This is a genomic window from Arthrobacter sedimenti (assembly GCF_042652025.1).
Lineage (GTDB): Bacteria > Actinomycetota > Actinomycetes > Actinomycetales > Micrococcaceae > Arthrobacter > Arthrobacter sedimenti.
Genome location: NZ_JBHSDQ010000007.1, coordinates 78,459 through 93,794 on the forward strand (window position 1 = coordinate 78,459; position 15,336 = coordinate 93,794).

The 15,336-nt window shown below is 65.6% G+C and carries 17 protein-coding genes and 1 pseudogene; 9 read left to right on the plus strand and 9 right to left on the minus strand.

Features of this window, described 5'->3' with window-relative positions; translation table 11 throughout:
- Positions 1–21 precede the first annotated feature (21 nt).
- The 3 genes from ACFO0G_RS15795 to ACFO0G_RS15805 all read right to left on the minus strand — a co-directional run bounded on the left by ACFO0G_RS15795 (position 22) and on the right by ACFO0G_RS15805 (position 1,372).
- Positions 22–357, minus strand: a complete 336-nt coding sequence (locus ACFO0G_RS15795) for a hypothetical protein (protein ID WP_286401448.1) — start codon at positions 355–357, stop codon at positions 22–24.
- Positions 358–493: 136 nt separating this feature from the next.
- On the minus strand, positions 494–697 hold the full coding sequence (locus ACFO0G_RS15800) for a cold-shock protein (protein ID WP_009357211.1): 204 nt from the start codon (positions 695–697) through the stop codon (positions 494–496).
- Between the two features lie 168 nt (positions 698–865).
- The gene (locus ACFO0G_RS15805; protein WP_286401464.1) at positions 866–1,372 is read right to left on the minus strand and encodes a TetR/AcrR family transcriptional regulator; all 507 of its coding nucleotides are present in this window, start codon (positions 1,370–1,372) and stop codon (positions 866–868) included.
- Positions 1,373–1,553: 181 nt separating this feature from the next.
- Between ACFO0G_RS15805 and ACFO0G_RS15810 the strand changes: the two genes are divergently transcribed.
- Both ACFO0G_RS15810 and ACFO0G_RS15815 read left to right on the plus strand, forming a co-directional pair.
- Positions 1,554–2,762 (plus strand): MFS transporter, encoded by a 1,209-nt coding sequence (locus ACFO0G_RS15810; protein WP_376978792.1) that lies wholly within the window; start codon positions 1,554–1,556, stop codon positions 2,760–2,762.
- Between the two features lie 11 nt (positions 2,763–2,773).
- Entirely contained in the window at positions 2,774–3,634 is an 861-nt protein-coding gene (locus tag ACFO0G_RS15815; RefSeq protein ID WP_376978794.1) for a 3-hydroxyacyl-CoA dehydrogenase family protein, read from the plus strand.
- Between the two features lie 305 nt (positions 3,635–3,939).
- On the opposite strand, the gene ACFO0G_RS15820 is transcribed toward ACFO0G_RS15815, so the two are convergent.
- Genes ACFO0G_RS15820 through ACFO0G_RS15830 form a run of 3 tightly spaced genes read right to left on the minus strand, consistent with a single transcriptional unit; the run spans position 3,940 to position 6,563 of the window.
- A complete protein-coding gene (locus tag ACFO0G_RS15820) occupies positions 3,940–5,136 on the minus strand; it encodes an acetyl-CoA acetyltransferase (RefSeq protein WP_376978796.1) in 1,197 nt (398 codons plus the stop codon).
- On the minus strand, positions 5,133–5,804 hold the full coding sequence (locus ACFO0G_RS15825; RefSeq protein WP_286401472.1) for a CoA transferase subunit B: 672 nt from the start codon (positions 5,802–5,804) through the stop codon (positions 5,133–5,135). Before ACFO0G_RS15825 ends, ACFO0G_RS15820 begins: the two co-directional genes overlap by 4 nt.
- A 30-nt stretch (positions 5,805–5,834) precedes the next feature.
- Complete coding sequence (locus ACFO0G_RS15830) at positions 5,835–6,563, minus strand: CoA transferase subunit A (RefSeq protein WP_376978799.1); 729 nt, start codon at positions 6,561–6,563, stop codon at positions 5,835–5,837.
- Positions 6,564–6,726: 163 nt separating this feature from the next.
- Here ACFO0G_RS15830 and ACFO0G_RS15835 point away from each other — a divergent pair, with 163 nt between their 5' ends.
- On the plus strand, positions 6,727–7,524 hold the full coding sequence (locus tag ACFO0G_RS15835) for an IclR family transcriptional regulator (RefSeq protein ID WP_286401479.1): 798 nt from the start codon (positions 6,727–6,729) through the stop codon (positions 7,522–7,524).
- A gap of 105 nt (positions 7,525–7,629) precedes the next feature.
- Here the strand turns inward: ACFO0G_RS15835 and nadE are convergent, their stop codons facing one another.
- Complete coding sequence (nadE, locus tag ACFO0G_RS15840; protein ID WP_286401481.1) at positions 7,630–8,484, minus strand: ammonia-dependent NAD(+) synthetase; 855 nt, start codon at positions 8,482–8,484, stop codon at positions 7,630–7,632.
- 75 nt (positions 8,485–8,559) lie between these two features.
- Between nadE and ACFO0G_RS15845 the strand changes: the two are divergent.
- Both ACFO0G_RS15845 and pyrE read left to right on the plus strand, forming a co-directional pair.
- A pseudogene (locus tag ACFO0G_RS15845) lies at positions 8,560–9,810 on the plus strand (FAD-dependent oxidoreductase); the annotation flags it as partial.
- A gap of 48 nt (positions 9,811–9,858) precedes the next feature.
- Entirely contained in the window at positions 9,859–10,443 is a 585-nt protein-coding gene (gene pyrE / locus ACFO0G_RS15850) for an orotate phosphoribosyltransferase (protein WP_286404258.1), read from the plus strand.
- On the opposite strand, the gene ACFO0G_RS15855 is transcribed toward pyrE, so the two are convergent.
- Positions 10,440–11,069 carry a flavin reductase family protein gene (locus ACFO0G_RS15855; protein WP_286401482.1) on the minus strand — a complete coding sequence of 210 codons (630 nt, stop codon included), beginning with the start codon at positions 11,067–11,069 and terminating at the stop codon, positions 10,440–10,442. The genes pyrE and ACFO0G_RS15855 overlap by 4 nt on opposite strands.
- A gap of 64 nt (positions 11,070–11,133) precedes the next feature.
- Between ACFO0G_RS15855 and ACFO0G_RS15860 the strand changes: the two genes are divergently transcribed.
- The 4 genes from ACFO0G_RS15860 (at position 11,134) to ACFO0G_RS15875 (ending at position 14,466) form a co-directional block, all read left to right on the plus strand.
- Positions 11,134–11,847, plus strand: a complete 714-nt coding sequence (locus ACFO0G_RS15860; protein WP_286401483.1) for an ArsR/SmtB family transcription factor — start codon at positions 11,134–11,136, stop codon at positions 11,845–11,847.
- Between the two features lie 61 nt (positions 11,848–11,908).
- Positions 11,909–12,655, plus strand: a complete 747-nt coding sequence (locus ACFO0G_RS15865; protein ID WP_286401484.1) for a GAF and ANTAR domain-containing protein — start codon at positions 11,909–11,911, stop codon at positions 12,653–12,655.
- Positions 12,656–12,735: 80 nt separating this feature from the next.
- A complete protein-coding gene (locus ACFO0G_RS15870) occupies positions 12,736–13,356 on the plus strand; it encodes a hypothetical protein (RefSeq protein WP_376978803.1) in 621 nt (206 codons plus the stop codon).
- Positions 13,357–13,425: 69 nt separating this feature from the next.
- A complete protein-coding gene (locus ACFO0G_RS15875; RefSeq protein WP_286401488.1) occupies positions 13,426–14,466 on the plus strand; it encodes an alpha/beta fold hydrolase in 1,041 nt (346 codons plus the stop codon).
- Here the strand turns inward: ACFO0G_RS15875 and ACFO0G_RS15880 are convergent.
- A complete protein-coding gene (locus tag ACFO0G_RS15880) occupies positions 14,463–15,299 on the minus strand; it encodes an HAD-IIA family hydrolase (protein ID WP_286401490.1) in 837 nt (278 codons plus the stop codon). The two genes, ACFO0G_RS15875 and ACFO0G_RS15880, sit on opposite strands and share 4 nt — an antisense overlap.
- Positions 15,300–15,336: the final 37 nt, after the last annotated feature.

Genomic DNA, 15,336 nt, shown 5'->3' on the forward strand with positions numbered 1-15,336 from the left:
GCCGGCAGGCGTTCCGCCGGGTTATTTGGCGTGGCGGTCACGGGGCGTGCGGTGCCTGGCCTGGGCGACCAGCCTGGTGAACGCGAAAACAAAGATCGCCTCGAACAGCAGCATGAGGCCCATCAACAGCCATTGCTGCCGGGTGATAAAGACGATGCATCCGGTCAAGGCCAGAATGGTTCCCAGGGCGAGCGCGTAAACGGCGAAGCCGACGGCCACCCGGGCGCTGCGGACGCCGGTCCGGAACCCAAACCCGTGCGGCTCCCCGCCGGGCTGGCCGGGGACGCGGTCCGGTGCGGCAGGTCCAAGGGAGTCGAACTCCTCCCACGGATCCCTGTCCTGGTCCTGTGCGCTCATGCCTTAATTATCCCAAACTCTGGAAACGAAGGGTGCGGACACCCAACAGCCTTGGCATTAAAATAGCGGCCCCTCCACCATGGGGTGGAGGGGCCGCTGAATGGGGTCCCGGCAGTTGCCGGAGGCCGCCGAAGACTTAGAGCGGGCGAATGTTCTCAGCCTGCGGACCCTTGGGGCCCTGGGTCACATCGAATTCGACCTTCTGGTTCTCGTCCAGGGAGCGGTAACCGCTGGTGGCGATTGCCGAGTAGTGGGCGAAAACGTCAGCGGACCCGTCATCGGGGGCAATGAAGCCAAAACCCTTTTCGGCGTTGAACCATTTAACTGTGCCTGTTGCCATGGCTGCATTCCTTCATGTGACTCTGATTCTCTCCCCGGGGATCGTCCCGGAGTGCGCGGGAGGTAATCCCCCACTGTCCCCAAACGTACGGGGCGCAGGGCCGTGGTGCAAGGGTATACGCCATAAAGCGTTGTCCGATGTGGTCGCAACCGGGCCATTGGCCGGGCTCTATGGCTGCGCGGGGTGTTCCGGTCCATCGCCCAGCAGCCGGCTAATCCGGTCCTGGACCATCAGATCCGCCGCAGATTCATGGTTGAAGAGGATGCGGTAGATCACGGGAGCAACCACGGTATCCACAATTTGCGACGTCTCCGGCGCACTCTCGCCGCGAAGTCCGGCAAGTCTTCGGATTTCGTCGACATGGCCCTGCATCGATTGGAAGTACTCCCGCGTTACTGCCCCGTCCGCGAGCATGTCCCTCAGCACCTGGCGCCCCAGCGGCGAGGAGAACTCTTCTACGTAAGGGATGAACCAGGCTTCCATGTCGCCCCTGAGTGAGCCGGTATCCTCCACCTGCTCGGGCAGCATCCGGTTGGAGGCGACGGCGGCGAGGAGCCGCGAAAGGTCACCCCACCTTCGGTAGATGGTGGAGGAGTTGACGCCGGCACGCTCTGCAACCTGCGGGACCGACAAAGCCGAGCGGTCGCCGTCGTTCTCGTCGAGTAGAGAGCGCACAGCCTGGTGAACGGCCTGTTGAACCCGGGCACTGCGGCCGCCTGGCCGGGGAGTCGCTGTCACCATCATCACACCATCTTAATGCAAAAACTACGCTTTAGTGACGGCACTCAGGAGTAGTCTCTTAATGCAGAGTTTGTGCTTTAGAGAGGTTTTGCGCGTGGATCGGGCAGGGAGAGCAGTGAAAAACAATGGGGCAGCGTTCTGGCTGCACGCGGCGCTTTTGACAGTCTTTATTGGCGCCTCGTCGGCGCCGTCTCCGCTGTATGAGTTCTACGCCAGGCAATGGGGTCTCGGATCCGCGGCCGTCACGGTCGTCTTCGCCGTGTATGCGGTGGCAGTGCTGCTGACCCTGCTGGTGGTGGGATCGCTGGCAAACCATCTGGGAACCAGGCCGGTGCTGCTGGGCGCCGTGGTGCTCCAGGTCGGAGCCATGATGACTTTTGCATTCGCGCCGGGCCCGGAAATGCTCCTCGCTGCGCGGGCCCTGCAGGGAGTTGCCACCGGAGGGGCCATGGCGGCCGCCGGAGCTGCGCTGCTGGCCTTCGAAGGCACCGTGCGGCGCGGCCGCGGCTCCCTGGTCAACAGCGCCGCTTCCCCCGTCGGGCTCTCCATTGGTGCCTTGGGCTCGGCCTCGCTGGTGCGCTTCCTGCCCGAACCGACCAAAACGGTGTACTTCTTCCTCGCGGCCCTCCTCCTTGTCGGAGCTGCGCTGCTGTGGCTGCCCAGCGCCGGGCAGAAGACGCCCGGCTGGTTCCGCTCCCTGGTCCCCGAGGCGAGGATCCCCAGTTCTGCCCGTAAGACGATGGCCGCAACCATGCCGGTGGCAGCCGCAACCTGGGCGCTTGCCGGCTTCTATCTCTCGCTCGGACCGTCGCTCGCGCACTCGATTACGAAAGACAACTCGGTGCTGGTGGGAGGGTTGGCCCTGTTTGCCCTCTTCGTTCCGGGGGCGCTGGCAATCCTTGTCGTCCGCCGCTGGTCCGACCGCAACACGCTCCTGACCGGTGTAGTCTCCCTGATCGCCGGGATCTCCCTGACGGTCCTTGCCGTCCAGGTGGGCTCGGCGCCGCTGTACTTCGCCGGCACGATGGTGGCCGGAGTCGGTTTTGGCAGCGGCTACTTCGGCGCGATGCGGATGACGCTGCCGCTGTGCAGCCCGCATGAGCGCGTGGGGATGCTCTCCAGCATCTACCTGATCTGCTACCTCGGCTTCAGTGTGCCCGCCGTGGCGGCAGGGCTGCTGGTGGCCGTTGCCGGGATGAAGAGCACGACGTTGCTCTACGGCGCCGCCCTGGTGCTGGCGGCCATTCCTGCCCTGCTGGTCACCGCCAGGGGCACACGCACCAACCGCATCACCCCGCCTGTTGAACCAACAGCGGCATCCTGAAAGGAAATGACATGACCTTCACCCTTCCTGCCAACATCGCGGGCCGGCCCATCACCGTACTCGGTGGCGGCACCCTGGGCCGGCGCATCGCCCTCATGCTCTCGCTCCAGGGCGCCGAGGTGCGCATCTTCGACACCAACGTTGCGGTGGCCCAGGCCGCCGTCAACTACATCGCAGCGGAGCGCCCTGCAGCCGTGGAGGAATTCGGTGGTGTTCCCGCAGGGCGGATTACCGCGGGTGACAACCTCCCGTCAGCCCTCAGTGACGCCTGGCTCGTAATTGAGGCGGTGCCGGAAAAGCTTGAGCTCAAGCAGAAGATCTTCGCCGACCTCGACCGCCTGGCCGCCCCCGACACTGTCCTGGCCAGCAACTCCTCGTCCTTCGCCTCGTCCGAATTCATCGGTGGGGTAGGCACGCCGGAACGGGTGCTGAACATGCACTTCTACATGCCGCCGGCCGTGCGCTCGGTGGAACTGATGTCCAGCGGCCGCACCGAGCCGGCGATCCTGGACCTGCTGATGGGGGAGCTGCCCAAGTACGCACTGGCCCCACACCTGGTGCGCAAGGAAAGCACGGGCTTCATCTTCAACCGGGTCTGGGCCGCGATCAAGCGTGAATCCCTGCTGGTAGTGGCCGAGGGTGTTGCCGATCCCGAAGACGTGGACGCACTGTTCCTTGATGTCTTCAAGTCCAACACCGGGCCGTTCCGCTTCATGGACCAGGTGGGCTTGGACGTGGTCCTCGACATCGAGAACCACTACTGCCAGCTGGCAGGAATGGAGAACAAGTCGGCACCGCTGCTGCAGCGTTACATCGACAAGGGCTGGCTGGGCGTCAAGAGCGGCCGCGGGTTCTACAGCGACTACGCCTAAATCCGCCGCCCACCTTGGCGATGCCTACGTTGTTGTCGAGGAATCCCGGAACGGCAGACCAGCCGCATGTTCGATGCCGTACTCAGCCCCGGACTGCCGGGCACCAGACCTGTGTGCCGTCGCCCTTGTGCAGCATGACGCGCTCAGCGGAGGCAAGGTACCTGACCCAGAGAACTGTCCCGTCCGGCGTCGCGAGTTCTGCCGTCGCGGCCGCCGGGAAACACCCGGGCCGGCGCACCATCACGGGTGCGCCGGCCGCCAGCCCAAGCCAGTTGGTAACCCGAACCAGCTCTGCGGGCGGGCATTCAGACGGCTTCAAGCACGCTGACATAGTTCGCGATGCCCACGCCGCCCATGTTTTGCACGGCTGCCCGGCGAGGGCTGGCCAACTGCATGTCGCCGGCGGTTCCGGTGAGCTGCATTGCAGTGATGACGTGCTGTGAGACTCCGGTGGCCCCCACCGGGTGGCCCTTTGCTTTGAGGCCGCCCGAGACGTTGATGGGAAGCTTGCCGTCCTTGAAGACCCAACCTTCCTTGACCGCGCGGGCGCCCTGGCCGGGTTCGGTCAGGCCCATGGCCTCGTACATCAGCAGTTCGGCGATCGTAAAGCAGTCGTGCACCTCGGCGAAGTCCAGGTCCTCCAGCCCGATACCGGCCATGCCCAGGGCACGCTGCCAGGACGCGCGGGTCGCGGCGAAGGCCGTGGGGTCCCTGCGGTCGGTGGGGAAGAAATCATTCGCCTGGCCGAAGCCGGCGAGACGTACCGGTGCGGTGGCGCCGCCCGTGGGCGCCACGCTGAGCACCACGGCGGCAGCGCCGTCGGAGACCGGGGAGCAGTCGGTGCGGCGCAGGGGATCTGCCACCATCGGGTTCTTGTCCGAGACGGTCTGGCAGAACTCCTCACCAAGGTCCTTCCGGAGCTGGGCGTAAGGGTTGTCGACGCCGTTGCGGTGGTTCTTCGCCGCGATGGTGCCCAGCACGTCGGACAGGTTCCCTGCGCGGGCGCCATAGCGCTTCTCGTAGTGCTTGGCCACCTCGGCGAAGAGGCCGGTGAAGCCTGTCGTGGAGGGCTTGCCGGCCATGTCGTAGTCGGCCCCGAGCAGGGCCGCTCCCACAACGTCGGCGCCGGCATGCGTCATCTTCTCGGCACCAATGACCAGGACCGTCCTGGCGGTCCCCGCCAGCAGCGACTTGGTGCCCTGCTGGAATGCGGCCGAACCGGAGGCACAGGCGTTTTCCACCCGGGTGGAGGGGACGTTGGCGAGGTCCGGCGAGACCTGCAGCGCCAGCGAGGACGGGAAGGCCAGTGGCATCATGCCGGAGTTGAACTGGCCCACGTAGATCTCATCGATCTGGCCGGGCTCGATCCCGGCATTGCCAATGGCCTCGGTAGCCACCTGCACGATCAGGGACTCGAGGGTCTCCTCAGCCAGCTTGCCAAACCGGCTGTGTCCCCAGCCGGTGAGCAGGACGTCCTTGCCAAACTGTTCCTGCAAGCTCATGCCGCCACTTCCTCATTCTCGAGCCGGACCTCAAAGCCGGCCTCGGTCTTCTCCCGGATCTCTTCCACCGTGACCCCCGGGGCCAGCCGGGTGAGCGTGAGCTGCCGCCCGCCGTCGTCCGTCTTGTGCAGGTCGAAGACGGCGAGGTCGCTGATGATCCTGTCCACGCAGCTGAGCCCGGTCAGCGGAAGGCTGCATTCGCGCACGATCTTGGCTGAGCCGTCCTTGGCGTTGTGCTCGGTGAGGACCACCACGCGCGGCGTGCCGGCCACCAGGTCCATGGCCCCACCCATGCCCTTGACCATCTTGCCCGGGATGGTCCAGTTGGCCAGGTCGCCGTTGCCGGAGACCTGCATGGCGCCCAGGATGGCCACCTTGACGTGCCCGCCACGGATCATGCCGAAGGAGGTGGCGGAGTCGAAGATGCTCCCGCCGGGCAGCACCGTGACGGTCTGCTTGCCGGCGTTGATCAGGTCCGCGTCCTCGTCGCCTTCGTACGGGAACGGTCCCATGCCCAGCAGGCCGTTTTCACTCTGCAGGACCACCCGCACGCCCTCGGGCAGGTTGTTGGCCACCAGGGTGGGGATGCCGATCCCCAGGTTCACGTAGTCGCCGTCATTCAGTTCCTCTGCCGCGATGGCGGCCATTTCATCCCTGGTCCATCCCATGGGGTTTCTCCTTTGAAAAGTGGCGGGGGTTTAGACAGCTAACGCTGCAATGTCTGCTCCGGCGCGCTGCCGGACGGTCCGCTGCTCGATGTCCTTGACCCGGTCCGTTGCCTGGACCAGGCGCTGGACAAAGACGCCGGGGGTGACGATGTGGTTGGGGTCCAGCTGGCCATGCTCCACGATGACTTCCGCCTCCGCGACGGTGAGGATCCCTGCCGTGGCCACCACGGGGTTGAAGTTCCTGGCGGTGTAGCGGTAGACCAGGTTGCCGTCCGTGTCCGCGGTGTGGGCGTGGACCAATGCGACGTCGGCCAGTATGGCGCGCTCCTGGACGTACTTTTCGCCGTCGAACACCTCGTGCGGCTTGCCTTCGGCAACCAGGGTGCCCACGCCGGTCTTGGTATAGAAGGCCGGGATACCGGCGCCGCCGGCGCGGAGCCGCTCGGCGAGGGTGCCTTGAGGGGTGAATTCCACCTCGAGCTTGCCGGCGAGGTACTGCTCGGCGAACAGCTTGTTTTCACCCACATAGGAGGCGATCACCTTGCGGACCTGGCCCGCCTCGATCAGGAGGCCCAGGCCCTTGCCGTCCACGCCCATGTTGTTGGACACGACGGTGAGGTCCCGGACACCGGAATCCCGGACGGCTTCGATCAGGTCGGCTGGGATGCCGCTGAGGCCGAACCCGCCGACGGCCAGGGTGATGCCGTCCTGCAGGGCCCCTTCCAGGGCGGCGGCGGCAGAAGCCTGGAGTTTCTTCATGACGTCTCCTCGTTGAGCGCAGTGGCGTCCACTTGGTGGACACCTGGATCTGAGTTTGGAGACTACGGGCGCCTGGCCGGGAGTGTCAAGAATCACTTCTCTAGGCATTACAGTATGGACAGTAGGAACAAAAGCATCCATATTGTGGACACTGGGAGGGTTGATGGCGACGACGCCGGTACAGGGCGCCCAGGTTGTGGCGCGAATCGCCGGGCTGCTGCGCCTGGTGGGCCGGAGCGCCGAAGGCATGCCGCTTGCCGGCCTGGTCCGGGAATCGGGACTCACCCGGCCCACGGTCCACCGGCTCCTGGCATCACTGGCCGCGGAAGGACTCCTGGACCACGACCCCATCACGGGCAACTGGGTTCTGGGCCCGGAAATCCTGCTGATGGGGTCGGTGGCTTCAGCCAGGTTTCCCATGGAGGACATTGCCCGGCCCAGCCTGCGCCGGCTGGCACAGGCAACGGGGGAGAGCGCCTTCTTCTCGATCCGCCGCGGGGCCGAAACGGTATGCCTGCTGCGCGAGGAGGGCAGCTTCCCGGTCCGGTCCTTCGTCCTGCACGAGGGCGTCCGGTTCCCGTTGGGGGTGGCGTCGGCCGGGACCGCCATCCTGGCGTTCCTGCCGAAGAGCGAGCAGGAGGAACTGCTGGGCCACTGGAGCGAACACGCCGGAGCCTTCGCCGCGAACCACACTCCGCAGCTGGTGCGGGAGAACCTGGCCCGCACCCGGCTGGCCGGCTACTCGGTGAACCCCGGGCTGGTCCTGGAGGGAAGCTGGGGGATGGGGGCCGCCGTGTTTGACCGTTCCGGGAAGCCTGCGTGGGCGCTGTCCCTGACCGGCATCGAGCCGCGCTTCAAGCCCGAGCGGCAGGAGGAGCTGGGTGGCCTGCTGATGGCGGAGGCGCACCGGATTACCCAGCAGCTGGGCGGGGGCGGCGACGGCGGCCGGCGCACCCGCTGAGTCTCCCCGGCTTTGGCGTGAAACCACGACGGCGGGCCGCGCTTTTCCGGCGCGGCCCGCCGTCGTACTCCCCAAAGATGGGGAAAAATCAGCAGAAGCGGAGGGCTACAGGCCAGCGCGGGGCTCCTCCGGGCCCTCTTCCTTCCACCAGGTGTCAAAGATGGTCACCGGCACCGTGCGCTTGTGGCGGGTGCGCAGGTACTTCTGCTCGATGGACTCGGCCACGGCGTCCGGCACCTCGCGGCCTTCGAGGTAGTCGTCGATCTGGTCGTAGCTGATGCCCAGTTCATCCTCGTCGGTGCGGCCCGGCCGGTCATCGAGCAGGTCGGCCGTGGGAACTTTCTCCCAGACCCGGGCCGGCGCACCCAGCTCGGCCAGCAGGGCCCTGTTCTGCCGCTTGTTGAGGCCAAACAGGGGCAGGATGTCCGCGCCGCCGTCGCCGTACTTGGTGAAGAACCCCGTGACGGATTCGGCGCCGTGGTCCGTGCCGAGCACCAGGTAGTTGAACTCGCCGGCCAGCGCATACTGGGCGATCATCCGGGTGCGGGCCTTGGTGTTGCCCTTGTGGAAATCGGAAATCTCCGAACCCACGGTCTTCTCGAACTCGTCCTCGAAACCGTCCACCGCCGCGGAGATGTTAAAGGTCCATTCCGTCTTGGCCTTGATGAAGTCCAGGGCCGCCTGGGCGTCTTCCTCATCATGCTGCACGCCGTAGGGCAGGCGGACGGCCACGAAATTGGCCTCGACGCCCTCGGCTTCAAGCTCGTCCACTGCCAGCTGGGCAAGCTTTCCCGCGAGGGATGAATCCAGGCCGCCCGAGATGCCCAGGACGAAGCCCTTGGTGCCGGTGGCCTTGAGGTATTCCTTGAGGAACGTGACGCGTTTGCGCACCTCCCCTGCTGGATCGATCCGGGGCTGGACGCCCATTTCTGCAATGATCTTGGCCTGGAGTTCGCGCATGTGGTCCAGCCTAGCCAGCGCTGTCAACAACCCTCAACTGTTCCACGAGGGTTCTGCGGGGCGTAGCGTAATGCCATGGAGCGGACAGGGTGTGCCGTGGTGGGCGGGGGCCCGGCGGGGATGATGCTGGGCCTGCTGCTGGCCCGGGCCGGGGTGCACGTAACGGTCCTGGAAAAGCACCGCGATTTCCTGCGTGACTTCCGCGGTGACACGGTGCATGCCTCCACTGTCCGGCTGATGGACGAACTGGGTTTGGGCGCGGGGTTCCGCGCCCTGCCGCAAAGCCGCCTGAGCAATGTAGCCGTCCCGGTCCCCGGCACCGGCCTGGTCACCCTTGCCGCCTTCGACTCCCTGAAACCCCCGTACAACTACGTGGCTATGATGCCCCAGTGGGACTTCCTGGATTTCCTCGCGTCCGCGGCCGCGGAGGAACCGACGTTCACATTGCTCCTGGAAACCGAAGCAACGGGTTTGGAGTTCGACGGCGGGCGGGTCACCGGAGTGCGCTGCCGCAGGGCCGGAGCCACCGGCGAGCAGGTGCTGCACGCCGACGTGGTGGTGGCCGCGGATGGACGGCATTCGGTGCTGCGCCAGGCGGCCGGGATGCGGACCAAGGAGTATCCCGTGCCTTTCGACGTTTGGTGGTTCACGCTTCCACGCCACGCCTCCGAGAAAGGTGAAGTTGCCGGGGTGGTGCCCGCCATCGGCGACCGGGACGCCATGATCGCGCTCAACCGCACCAAGTACTACCAGATGGGCTATCTCGCCCCCAAGGGTTCCGACGCCCTGATTCGCTCCAATGGTGTGGACCGGTTCCGGCAGCGGGTGGCGGCGCTCCGCCCGGACCTCGCGGACCGCGTCGAGTCCATCCGCAGCGTGGAGGACCTGCACTGGCTGGACGTCAAACTGAACCGCCTGCGCCGATGGTACGTGGACGGCTTCCTGTGCATTGGGGACGCGGCGCACGCGATGTCCCCCGCCGGGGGAGTGGGAATCAACCTCGCCATCCAGGACGCAGTGGCAGCCGCGGAACGGCTGGCTCCGGACCTTCGCCGGGGATACGTGCGCACCAAAACCCTCGCCGCGATCCAGCGCCGCCGCCGCATGCCCACGGTGGTGGTGCAGACCGTGCAGCGCGTCATGCACAGGGTGGTGTTCGTTCCGCTCTTCGAGGGGAGGCTGTCCGGAGACACGCTGGCAGGCAAGGGGGTTGGTGGCAGGTTCCTGATACAGCGGGCCATCTTTTTCATCCTCCGCCACAACCCCGTGGTAAAGCGCGTACTCCCGCGCGTCATCGCGCTGGGACCGCGCCCGGAGCATGCGCCGGGGTTTGCGCGCCCACTCACGGTCCGCCCACCCACTAAACTTGAAGCCATGACTTCGCCCACTGACACTGCGGTAGACACCGCGGCTGCCCGCGCCCGACTGCTCGAACTGATCAAGGAGCTCGCCGTGGTCCGCGGCAAGGTGATCCTTTCCAGTGGAGCTGAGGCCGACTACTACATCGACCTCCGCCGCATCTCGCTGCACCACGAGGCGTCCAAGCTGGTGGGCCAGGTCATGCTGGCGCTGGCGGACGACGCCGGCATCGACTTTGAGTGCGCCGGCGGGCTGACCATGGGTGCCGACCCCGTGGGTACAGCCGTGATGCACGCCGCCGTTGACGCCGGCCGCACCGTTGACGCGTTCGTGGTCCGCAAGGCGCAGAAGTCCTACGGCATGGGCCGCCAGGTGGAGGGCCCCTCCGTCGAGGGCCGCAAGGTGCTGGTCCTGGAGGACACCTCCACCACGGGCGGCTCCGCGCTCACGGCAGTCGAAGGCGTCCGGAAAGCCGGCGGCAACGTTGTGGCAGTGGCCGTGATCGTGGACCGCGACACCGGTGCCAAGGAAAAGATCGAAGCCGAAACCGGCGTGCCGTACCTGTTCGCGTTCGGCAAGGACGAACTGGGGCTGGACTAGACCCCGCGGCCGGACGGGCCGCTGGTCTGGGCGGTGAACCGCTGCTCCGCCCTTGCGTTTTGGCCAAGATGGCGACCTTTCCCAAAGTAGTGGCGGAATGTATAGAACATGGGCCGCCAGGTTCGCACGTCCACACGGGAGGTATCGAGCGCCAGGTCATCGCGGACTTGCACCTGCCGGACGCGTACATGGATTGCATGCAGGTCGGCTTCCAAGGGCCACGAGTTGTCCAGGGTCGCCTCGATATGGACGGGACATTGCGCAATCCGTTGGGGAGCGGTCCGCAGGCCCGGCAACGGGTCCCAGCCCGCCACGGCCCATTTGTCGTGCTCGGTGCGGTAGCTGCTGCCCTTCACGGCCGGCACCGGGTCACTGCCCGTGGTCATGGAGATCCGTTCGATGGCCGGCGCCATGCATTCCTCGGGAAGATTGAGCACCACCTCGCCGGTGCGGATCAGGTTCCGGTAACCCTGGCTACGGGAGCTGAGCCCCAGGACGTAGTGGTCTCCCAGCGACCACGCGGAGGAGATGGGCGTGATGTTGGTGGTTCCATCCGGGTTGCTGGTGGTTAGCAGGACCACCAGGGAGCCGAAGTAGTGGACGCTTGGGGAAATCGTGGTGAACATGGGTTCATCCTTCCCGGGAGAAGGTTTGAGGGGGGACAAACTGTCCTCCGGGCAGGATGGCTGCATGACAGCGTATTGGGCTGAGGACCTCGCCCTGATAGCCAGGGCGATGGGAGAAGCGTCGCGGGCGCGGATCCTGGTTGCCCTCATGGATGCCCGGGCCTGGACAGCCACAGAACTTGCCGGCTGTGCGCGGATCAGCAAGGGCACGGCCACCACGCATTTGAACCATCTCGTTGATGTCGGCCTGCTGGATGAAGTGCGCCAGGGGCGGCACCGGTATGTACGGTTGAAGAACCAGGGTGTAGCCGACGCGATCGAAGCCATGGTCCGGCTCAGTCCTTCACCCGGCCCGGAAGTTCCCACGACCTACCGCGGGGGCAGGCATAAGCAGGAGCTGCAACATGGCCGGACCTGCTACCAGCATTTGGCCGGGGCAATGGGGGTCAAACTGACCGCCCTGTGGCAAACCCGTGGGTTCATCACCCCGGCTTGGGAGGTGAGCGGGGCCGGGTTTGACTGGGCGGAATCGATTGGCCTGCGGTTCCCCGACAAGCCGCCACGCCCTTTGGTCCGGCCGTGCCTGGACTGGACCGAACGTGTTGACCATGCCGCCGGCGTGCTGCCGGATCTTTTCACCCAGCACGCACTGTCGTCAGGATGGCTCAAGCGCGGATCGCATCCCCGCTCCGTCGTCCTGACTGAATCAGGCGCCGGGCGGCTTGCCGGCTTGGGACTGGCCAATGCGCTTGGAGCCCCCATAGGCGCTGATTTATGATGTGCGTTAACACTTTTCAGTTGCTTGGAGACCATGCATCTTGCTCCCCCCAGAACAGCCCTTGAGCGCAACCGACCAGGTGCAGAACCTGATCCTGGAAAGCGCTGATTTCGAGGATTTCCTTAACGAACTCGCCCGGTTCTCCGCCCACCAAATGGCAGGGGACGGCGACGATGCCCTGTGCGGCATCACCTTGCTCCGTGACCGCAAGGCAGCCACCATTGGCTGGAGCAGCCCCTCGGCGCGGGAAGTGGACGAGATCCAGTACTCCCTTTCCCAAGGTCCTTGCCTGACTGCGGCGAAGGAAGAACGGGAAGTCTACGTTCCGGATCTGCTGCAGGAGGACCGGTGGGGCCCGGACTATGCCGCTGCGGTTGCCTCGCATGGCCTGCGCTCGGTCTTTTCCCTGCCCTTCCACCTGCAGGGCGAAGCCAGGGCAGCCCTGAACCTCTACTCTGATTTCCCGCACAAGTTCGACGGGCGGGCTGCGGAGAGGGCCAGGGACTTCACCCGGGAGATCTCACAGGCCCTGCGCCTGGCCGTCAGGTTCTCGCTGCACGCAGACAGCGCGACCAACCTCAAGGCCACCCTGGAATCCCGCACCATCATCGACATCGCGGTGGGCATCGTCATGGCGCAGAACCGCTGCAGCCAAGAGGCCGCCGTCGAAATCCTCACCGAGGCGTCCAGCAACAGCAACACAAAGCTGCGGGACATCGCCAAGTCACTGGTTGATTCGGTGGGCGGTCCCGGTGCGCGCACCTACTACCAGGAGCCGGGGAAGGTCGGGTCGGGCCCCAGCGCCTGACGGCAGCTTGTGCGGGGGCTTCACGGGGGTTACGCTTGCGGAGGTTGAGCCGTCGGCCATAGACCTCTTTTGGAGTACCTATGGACCGCGTATTAGACGCACTCGTTAACCTTGATGTCCCTGCCGACATCGTCCGGATTGAAGTCCGGGGGGCCCTTCACCACGACACCCGTGCTGACCTGGTCCACATTATCCGCCGCGTCCGAAGGATGGGCATCCGCTGCCGCATCTGCGTTGATCTTTCGCAGGCTGAGCTTATTGAATCCTCCGCGCTGGCCGGGCTGCGGACGGATCTCAACGCAATCGCCACCAACTCATTGCTGGGTGTTCCTTCCGCCACGGTGGAACTTCAGCTCACGCCCGCCGCGCATGATTGGGCCCCGGAGAATGCCGCCAGCCGCCAGCCGCTCCTGATGGACGACGACGTCCGTGAGCTTTTCCCCGGGGGCGAGTTTGCCGGTGAGTTCCCCCAGCTGCCCGTCATGTGGATCCAAGAGCTGTACGGCCGCCCGCTGACCGAATACACAGACGAGGAACTGCTCCAGGCGAGTGACGCGGTCTTTGCGCTCCTGGACACCCCGGAAGCCCCCGACGGAGCGGACCTGCTGGGCCGCTACAACGATATCGGCCTGGAAATCCTCCGCCGCCGGCAGGAACCCCACGCGCCGTTCCCAGCTGCGGAAGGGCAGGCCGCCAGCTGACCCTCCCGTCACCAAACGGTTACCTCCACCGGTTGCAGTGGCCACTTTCGGTGGGCTTACGGTAGGAGGGTGCCGTATGAGGGGGAGGTAAGTCCGCAGGGCCGGCGCTGGGTCCCAGACGCCCGGCTGCTGCTGGAAGCGGCTGCCCTAAAGCGCTTTTCACGGCGCAGCTTCCTGGCCGGTGCCGGGGCCTCCGGACTTCTGGCTGCCGACATGCTGGTGACCCGCGACGTGCAGTCGCAGCGCCGCAGCACCAGGATCCTGACCGTTCCTGATGACTTCGCCGACGCCTACTACCCGGACGCCAGCTGGTTCCTGTTCCCGGGCTACAAAACCAGCTGGGAAGAGGCGCAGTGGATCCTCAACACCATGCGCGGCGCCCTGAACAAGCGGGCCCGGCTAGCCGCCGTCGGGTACTCCAATCTGGGCCTGAACATCACCGAGGTGGTCAACGCCATCACTGACTACATCGCCGCCGAGAAGATCACCAAGCTGTTCTTTTACGGACACAGCTTTGGCGGCATGCTGGCAACACAGGTGGCTGCGCGGCTGCTGGCGTTGCAGGGAGTCCAGGTGCAGTTCATCCTCCTGGACTCCAGCCCCTACAGCGCGCACGACGTCCTGGACCAGAGTTGGTTCGACGGCGTGGTGTTCCTTTACGAGAGCGGGGTCAGGTTCCCGTCCACCCTCCGCGGCGGCTATGAACTGGGGGAGCGGATCATCCACAAGGACGAACGGAGCTGGCGGCAGATCCTGAACCAGACGCTGGAGCAGCTTTCACCGATTGCCCCGTCCAATGTCCTGGTCCAGACGGAGTCCGCCTACATCTACCACTTCGAGGGAAGCCAGTTCGCCGGCCATCTTGGCACAGCCAAGATGGCCTACATAGGCAATCCCAAGGACGGGACCGTGGACTACGAGACCGCGTCCGAAACGTGGTCCGTGGTGTTCAAGGACAACATGGTCTCAAGCAACCTGCAGACCACCGGTGCTGCCCCCGCCCACGCCAGCCCCGGCTGGAATCCGCAGATCTACCGGCCCCTGGTAAAGGAGTTGCTGGACGAGTACTTCCCACTTCCCCGGGGCGGTTCCCGGGTCAGCATCTTCTAGATCTGGTTCTTCAGGTCCGCCACCGAGTTCAGCACCTGGTTGGGCCGGAACGGGTACGCGGCGATGTCGTCCTTGTGGGTGATGCCGCTCAGGACCAGGACGGTGTGCAGGCCAGCCTCCATGCCGGCAATGATGTCCGTATCCATCCGGTCACCGATCATGGCGGTGGTTTCGGAATGGGCGTCGATCTGGTTCATCGCCGAACGGAACATCATGGGGTTCGGCTTGCCCACAATGTAAGGCTCCCTGCCGGTGGCCTTGGTGATCAGGGCCGCGATGGCGCCGGTGGCGGGCATCGGGCCGTCCTTGGAGGGGCCGGTGGCGTCCGGGTTGGTGGCGATGAACCGGGCACCGGCCAGGATCAGGCGGATGGCGGTGGTGATCGCTTCGAAAGAGTACGTGCGCGTCTCGCCGAGCACCACGAAGTCGGGGTTCTGGTCGGTGAGGATGAAGCCTGCCTCGTGCAACGCCGTCGTCAGCCCTGCCTCGCCGATGGTGTAGGCGCGGTTCCCGGATTCAGCGCCCCCGGCGGACACCTGGTCCTTCAGGAACTGGGCCGTGGCGAGGGCGGAGGTCCAGATGTTTTCCTCCGGGATCTCCAGACCGGACGCGCGCAGGCGGGCGGCGAGGTCGCGGGGGGTAAAGATGGAGTTATTGGTCAGCACCAGGAAGCGCTTTGAGGTATCCACCCAGCGCTGGATCAGTTCCGCGGCTCCCGGGATGGGCTGGTTTTCGTGGACCAGGACGCCGTCCATGTCCGTCAACCAGCACTCGATGTCCTGGCCGCTGCGGTATACCGCGGGGTTGCCTGCTACCTCGTCTGCCTCTGCCATGCCTGCCTCCGCCTGTGATGGTTGCCCGAAGAGTCCA